This is a genomic window from Streptococcus sp. DD10 (assembly GCF_001578805.1).
Classification (GTDB): Bacteria; Bacillota; Bacilli; order Lactobacillales; family Streptococcaceae; genus Streptococcus.
In genome coordinates, this window is record NZ_KQ969157.1 from 241,956 (window position 1) to 248,499 (window position 6,544).

4 protein-coding genes and 1 pseudogene are annotated in these 6,544 nt (G+C 37.1%); 4 read left to right on the forward strand and 1 reads right to left on the reverse strand.

Translation table 11 applies throughout. The annotated features are described in order from the left end of the window. The first annotated feature begins 284 nt into the window (after positions 1 to 284). Positions 285 to 2,828 (forward strand): M1 family metallopeptidase, encoded by a 2,544-nt coding sequence (locus tag STRDD10_RS01050; protein ID WP_067192384.1) that lies wholly within the window; start codon positions 285 to 287, stop codon positions 2,826 to 2,828. Positions 2,829 to 3,110: 282 nt separating this feature from the next. On the opposite strand, the gene STRDD10_RS01055 is transcribed toward STRDD10_RS01050, so the two are convergent. Next, positions 3,111 to 3,953 carry a DegV family protein gene (locus tag STRDD10_RS01055; RefSeq protein WP_067192387.1) on the reverse strand — a complete coding sequence of 281 codons (843 nt, stop codon included), beginning with the start codon at positions 3,951 to 3,953 and terminating at the stop codon, positions 3,111 to 3,113. A gap of 128 nt (positions 3,954 to 4,081) precedes the next feature. On the opposite strand from STRDD10_RS01055, the pseudogene STRDD10_RS01060 reads away from it, so the two are divergent. The 3 genes and pseudogenes from STRDD10_RS01060 to metK all read left to right on the forward strand — a co-directional run bounded on the left by STRDD10_RS01060 (position 4,082) and on the right by metK (position 6,483). After that, positions 4,082 to 4,650, forward strand: a pseudogene (locus STRDD10_RS01060) (TetR/AcrR family transcriptional regulator). A gap of 9 nt (positions 4,651 to 4,659) precedes the next feature. Beyond that, positions 4,660 to 5,127 carry a deoxycytidylate deaminase gene (locus STRDD10_RS01065; RefSeq protein ID WP_067192390.1) on the forward strand — a complete coding sequence of 156 codons (468 nt, stop codon included), beginning with the start codon at positions 4,660 to 4,662 and terminating at the stop codon, positions 5,125 to 5,127. A 165-nt stretch (positions 5,128 to 5,292) separates the two neighbouring features. Beyond that, on the forward strand, positions 5,293 to 6,483 hold the full coding sequence (gene metK, locus STRDD10_RS01070) for a methionine adenosyltransferase (RefSeq protein WP_067192392.1): 1,191 nt from the start codon (positions 5,293 to 5,295) through the stop codon (positions 6,481 to 6,483). The last annotated feature ends 61 nt before the right edge of the window (positions 6,484 to 6,544 follow it).

The window sequence follows — 6,544 nt, forward strand, 5'->3', positions numbered from 1 at the left end:
AATTTATCTTTTATAATTTCAAATAGTCATCTAGATTGTTTGAGTAAAGCAGTGGGTGGGGATCGGACTCTTTTTAACTAGACGGAGTTCGTCCACTCATTTTTTATGTTTATAGAAATTCATGAATAAATATTGAATATATTTTATTGTCAAGTGATTATAATTTCAGATTTTTTTCCTTACCTGAATTATGGAATGATTTTCATGCTCTAATGGTTGACTGAATTTTACTTGATACATAAAATATGTTAAAATAAAGTAAAAGTTGAATCAAGGAGAGAAATATGAAAGCAGTTAGTCATTTTATTGACAGGTTTGTTCCTGAACATTATGATTTGTTCTTAGATTTAAGTCGAGTGACAAAAACCTTTAAAGGGCGTGTAGCTATTAAAGGTCTTGCAAAAAAGAAGACAATTCGTTTGCATCAGAAAGATTTAACCATTCATTCAGTTGAGGTTGAAGGGGAATCACTTTCTTTTAGCCTTGATCATGAAAATGATGCAATTGAGATTGAGTTAGAGAACTCTGGTAATATTGAATTAATTATTCAATATGAGGGGGAAATAAGTGACAATATGCAAGGGATTTATCCTTCATATTATACAGTTAATGATGAAAAAAAAGAAGTTCTTTCCACTCAGTTTGAAAGCCATTTTGCTCGGGAGGCCTTTCCTAGCATTGATGAACCAGAAGCCAAAGCAACGTTTGATTTATCTCTTAAGTTTGATCAAAGTGGTGACGAAATTGCTTTGTCCAATATGCCAGAGATTGATGTGGAAAACAGAAAAAAAACGGGCGTATGGAAGTTTGAACGAACTCCTCGTATGTCAACCTATTTACTTGCTTTTGTAGCTGGAGATTTGCAAGGGATAACACGAAAGACAAAAAACGGAACAGTGGTTGGAGTATATTCGACCAAAGCACATACTAGTAAAAAATTAGAATTCTCCTTGGATATTGCAGTGCGCTCAATTGAATTTTATGAAGATTACTTTGGGGTCAGCTACCCAATTCCACAATCTCTACATGTTGCTCTACCTGACTTTTCTGCTGGAGCTATGGAAAACTGGGGTCTTGTAACCTATCGAGAAGTTTATCTGTTAGTAGATGACAATTCGACAGTTTCAAGTCGTCAAATGGTTGCCTTAGTAGTTGCTCACGAACTGGCGCACCAATGGTTCGGTAATTTGGTAACCATGAAGTGGTGGGATGATCTTTGGCTAAATGAAAGTTTTGCCAATATGATGGAATATGTTTGTGTTGATGCAATTGAACCAAGTTGGAATATATTTGAAGATTTTCAAACGAGCGGTGTACCAGCAGCTCTCAAACGTGATGCAACTGATGGAGTTCAATCGGTACACGTAGAAGTCAACCATCCTGATGAAATCAATACTCTTTTTGACGGAGCTATTGTCTATGCAAAAGGAAGCCGACTGATGCACATGCTTCGTCGTTGGTTAGGTGATCATGATTTCAGAAAAGGGCTTGAAATTTATTTTAATCGTCATCAATATGGGAATACGGTTGGTAGAGATTTGTGGCAAGCACTAGGAGAGGCATCTGGACGTGATGTTGCATCGTTTATGGATACTTGGCTAGAACAACCAGGTTATCCAGTTCTCACTGTTTCAGTAGAAAACGATATTTTGAAGATTTCTCAAAAACAGTTTTATATTGGAGATTATGAAGATAAGAATCGAGCTTGGGTTGTTCCTTTAAATAGTAATTGGAAGCAATTGCCAGATACCCTAGAAACGGAGAGTATAGAGATTCCAAACTACTCTCAACTACTTACTGAAAATCAAACTCCTCTTCGATTCAATACAGAAAATACTGCGCATTATGTAAGCAATTATCAGGGGGAATTGTTGGATAATATTCTTGAAAATATTTCTGAATTGGATAATACAAGTAAACTTCAAGTGATTCAAGAGCGACGTTTGTTAGCGGAAAGTGGACAAATTTCTTATGCAAGTTTGTTGAATGTGATTGAAAATTTAAAAGAAGAAAGTTCTTATCTTGTTGTTTCAGCTATTACAGATGTACTGACTGGTTTAAATCGTTTCGTAGACGAGGGTTCAGAAGTAGAGGAAGCTTATAAAGAGTTTATCATTAAGCTGAATCAGTATAACTATGATCGCCTTGGTTTCGAGGTGAAAGTAGGAGAACCAGATCAGGATGAAAAAGTACGGCAGTTGACTATTTCAAATTTAATACGGGCTGATCACAGGGGTGTAAGTGATGTAGCTAGTCGCTTTTATGATCAATTCAAATCGGATTTATCAGGCTTACCGGCAGCAATTCGACGCCTCATTTTAATAAATCAAATGAAACATGAGGAAAGTGATAGTTTGGTGCAACTATTCTTAGAAACTTATGCTAAAGCTACTGATGGTACGTTCCAACGTGAACTCGTTGCAGCGCTTTCTAAAACTCAGTCAAAAGAAAACCTTGAAGTGATTCTAAATCAATGGAAAAATAAGGATTGTGTGAAACCGCAGGATTTACTGACTTGGTATGCTCAATTTCTTGCTAGCAGTTTTGCTCAAGAAAGCGTATGGACTTGGGCTAGAGAAAATTGGGAATGGATTAAAGCAGCTTTAGGTGGCGATATGAGTTTTGATAGTTTTGTTGTTGTCCCTGGTTCGGTATTTAAAACAGATAATCGTCTGAATGAGTACAAAGACTTCTTTGAGCCGCAATTAACAGATATGGCTCTTAATCGTAATATTCGAATGGGAATCAAAGAAATTGCAGCGCGTGTTGATTTACTTAAACGGGAGAAACAGCAAGTAGAAAAAGCGATTCTATTCACTTTAAAATAGATAATTCAGAATTCAAGTAAGGAAACGTTCCATTCGCCACGGAACAGTTGTATCTTGCAATCTCAGGGTATCTGTCAATAGTGGTGGATAAAGCTTTTCTCATTCTTTCGAGTCTATAAAAAAGGAAGCTCCCGAAAAAGTCATCACTTGTGATGAGTTTTTCGGGAGCTTCCCTTTTTCAGAGAATTTTTTCACTACAAAAAATATAGAGATAAAAAGTATGAAACCAACCGAATCAATTCTGTTTTTTTAAGATTCAGTCCTGACTTAGTATTCTTTTTATTAAATCTCGTAGCCCATCAAAAGTCCCCCTTCTTCAGCGTAAAACGAACAGAGTCCAGAGGTAGGTATTTGTTCGATTGTGGCAGTTGGGAACTGGGCATGAACTAGGTCAGCGAATTGTTCGCAGAATTTTTTGTTGTTGCGATGGGCTATCGTAATTTTCCCCCCTTTATATCCAGCTTTTACTATTTCATCAAGTGTAGCTGTAACAGCTCTTTTTGCTCCTCGTGCTTTTTGAAGTAATTCTAGTTTTCCTTCTGGACTAGCTTCGCCTATAATTCGAATGTTTAGAAGACCTGCGACTGCTCCTGATATTTTACTAAGACGACCATTTTTGACAAGATTGTCTACCTTGGCTAATACGAAGAGTAACTTTGTCTTTTGCTGGTAGTTAGTAATCTGTTTGACGATTTCTTCAAAACTTAGACTTTTTTCAATTAATTGATTTATTTTTGTGACAATCAAATCGATCTCACCACCAGCAGATAGGCTATCAATCAGGTGTATTTTAACTTCTGGATGCTCTTCTTGATATATTTGTGCAGCAATTTGAGCCGCGTTTTGACTACCTGATAACGCTCCCGTAATAGTGATGACAAAAATATGGTCAGCACCTTCAAAGGAACGAATATAATCATCCGGGCTTGGGCAGGCTGATTTTGAAGCAGTAGAAGTAGCATACATGTGCTCCATCATCTGGTCGATATCTAATTCCGCATTATCTGTATAAATGGTTTCATCGACTTGTAGAGTCAAAGGGACACTTACAAACTGAGTGTTGATAGCGATATTTTCTATACTACGATAGTCACATCCAGAGTCGGCTACAATTTTCCAAGTCATGATTTTTCCTCATATTTCTAGTTGTACATTGACAAAGAGAGTGTCTTATTTTAAAATAAGTATAACATGATTAGTGAGGATATGAAAGTAATTTCTATCCGGTGATACAATAAATAGGAGGATTTTAAGTGGTAGAACGTAAGATGTCCCCCAATTCGTTAGAAAATCTTAAAAAGTCCAATCAAGAAGCAAATGCTATTACAAGGGAATCATTGGAGATTTCTCTCTTGCAATTATTGGAGAGGAAATCGCTGTCGAAAATTACGATTTCAGAATTGGTCCATCGAGCTGGTGTATCTCGTTCAGCTTTTTATCGTAACTACTCATCGAAAGAGGAGATTTTAGAGACTATTTTTAAACGCTCTATTCAAAGGATGCTAGCCCCTCTATCTCAGTATAGTAAGAAAGCAGATCTTTACTTAATTTGGCTTTCTTTATTTAAAGCTGCAAAGAAAGAGGCTTATGTTATTAGTTTAGCCGTGGATTATGGAATGGAAAAACTATTAGAACAGGCTATTTTTGATTTCTTGGAAAAACGTAATGAAGCTAAACAAAAAAAATGGGAACTTATCTAAATTCTTTTTGGAGTTCAACCTTGGTTTCTACATTGTCCAACTGGATAAAAGATGGAATGAAAGTCCCTACTGAAAAAATAGCTAATTTACGTTTGCCTTTGTTTTTGAAGCGTAAGAAATAGGAGAATAAAATGTCAGTTACTCGTTTAGCGTGGGATCAATATTTTTGTGCTCAAGCACTTTTAATTTCTAATCGTGCAACCTGTAATCGTGCAAAAGTGGGTGCAGTCTTGGTTAAAGAGAATAAGGTTATCGCAACAGGTTATAATGGCTCTGTCTCTGGAACAGAACATTGTTTGGAAAATGGATGCTTGGTGGTAGAGGGACATTGCGTACGGACAATACATGCTGAAGTAAATGCTATTTTACAAGGAGCAGAACGTGGAATTCCTAAAGGTTTTACGGCTTACGTGACGCATTTCCCTTGTTTAAACTGTACAAAACAACTATTACAAGTAGGCTGTGAGAGAGTTGTTTATATAAACAAATATCGAATGGATTCATATGCTGAGTATCTCTATATTGAAAAAAATGTGGAATTGGTCCATCTGCCACTGGAAGACGTTAAGGGAGCTATAGCAGAAACAGATTTATTTTAGAAGTAGATATAGTTTGAAACTATATCTACTTCTTTTATATAACTAAACACGATTCTTTGAAAAAGTGGTATAATTTGGTATGTTATATAGTCCCGATAAGGTGACGACATCTGTCGTTAGTTCTTTGTAACTCTATAACAATAAATTTTAAGGGGGGACATTTTTATGTCAGAACGTAAACTATTCACGTCTGAATCGGTATCGGAAGGACATCCGGATAAGATTGCAGACCAAATTTCCGATGCAATCTTAGATGCTATTTTATCTGAAGATCCAGAGGCTCATGTGGCAGCTGAGACAGCTGTGTATACTGGGTCAGTCCATATTTTTGGTGAAATTTCAACTACGGCGTATATTGATATTAATCGTGTCGTACGAGACACCATTGCGGAGATTGGTTACACTAATGCAGAGTATGGATTTTCTGCTGAATCGGTTGGTGTACATCCATCACTTGTAGAACAATCACCTGATATTGCTCAAGGTGTTAATGAGGCGCTAGAGGTTCGTGGAGATGAAAATCAAGATCCATTGGATTTAATTGGAGCTGGTGACCAAGGCTTAATGTTTGGTTTTGCAGTTGATGAGACGGAAGAATTAATGCCACTTCCTATTTCTCTAAGTCACAAATTAGTTCGTCGTTTGGCAGATCTTCGTAAATCAGGAGAGATTAGCTATCTTCGCCCGGATGCTAAGAGTCAAGTTACAGTAGAATATGATGAAGATGGGCAACCAGTACGAGTGGATACCGTGGTTATTTCAACTCAACATGATCCTGATGTTTCAAATGAACAAATTCATGAGGACGTTATTAACAAGGTAATTAAAGAAGTTGTACCGCCGAAATATTTAGATGAACAAAGTAAATTCTTTATTAATCCTACAGGACGATTTGTAATTGGTGGGCCTCAAGGCGATTCTGGATTGACAGGACGTAAGATTATCGTAGATACTTACGGAGGATACAGTCGTCATGGTGGAGGTGCTTTTTCTGGTAAGGATGCTACTAAGGTTGACCGCTCTGCATCATATGCTGCTCGCTACATTGCCAAAACCATTGTTGCGGCAGGATTAGCCAAGAAAGCGGAAGTTCAATTGGCTTACGCGATTGGGGTCGCTCATCCTGTATCTGTTCGTATTGATACCTTTGGTACAGGTACGATTGCAGAAAGTAAATTAGAACAAGCGGTGCGTCAAATCTTTGATCTTCGCCCGGCAGGGATCATTCAAATGTTAGATTTGAAACGTCCTATATATCGTCAAACGGCTGCTTATGGACATATGGGTCGAACAGATATTGATTTGCCGTGGGAGCGTTTAGATAAAGTTGACGATTTGAAGAATGCTATTAAATAAGATGATACACTAGCTCTAAAAATGTTTTTAAAAAAAGAGTAAAAAGTGCTGCGGTTCAAGT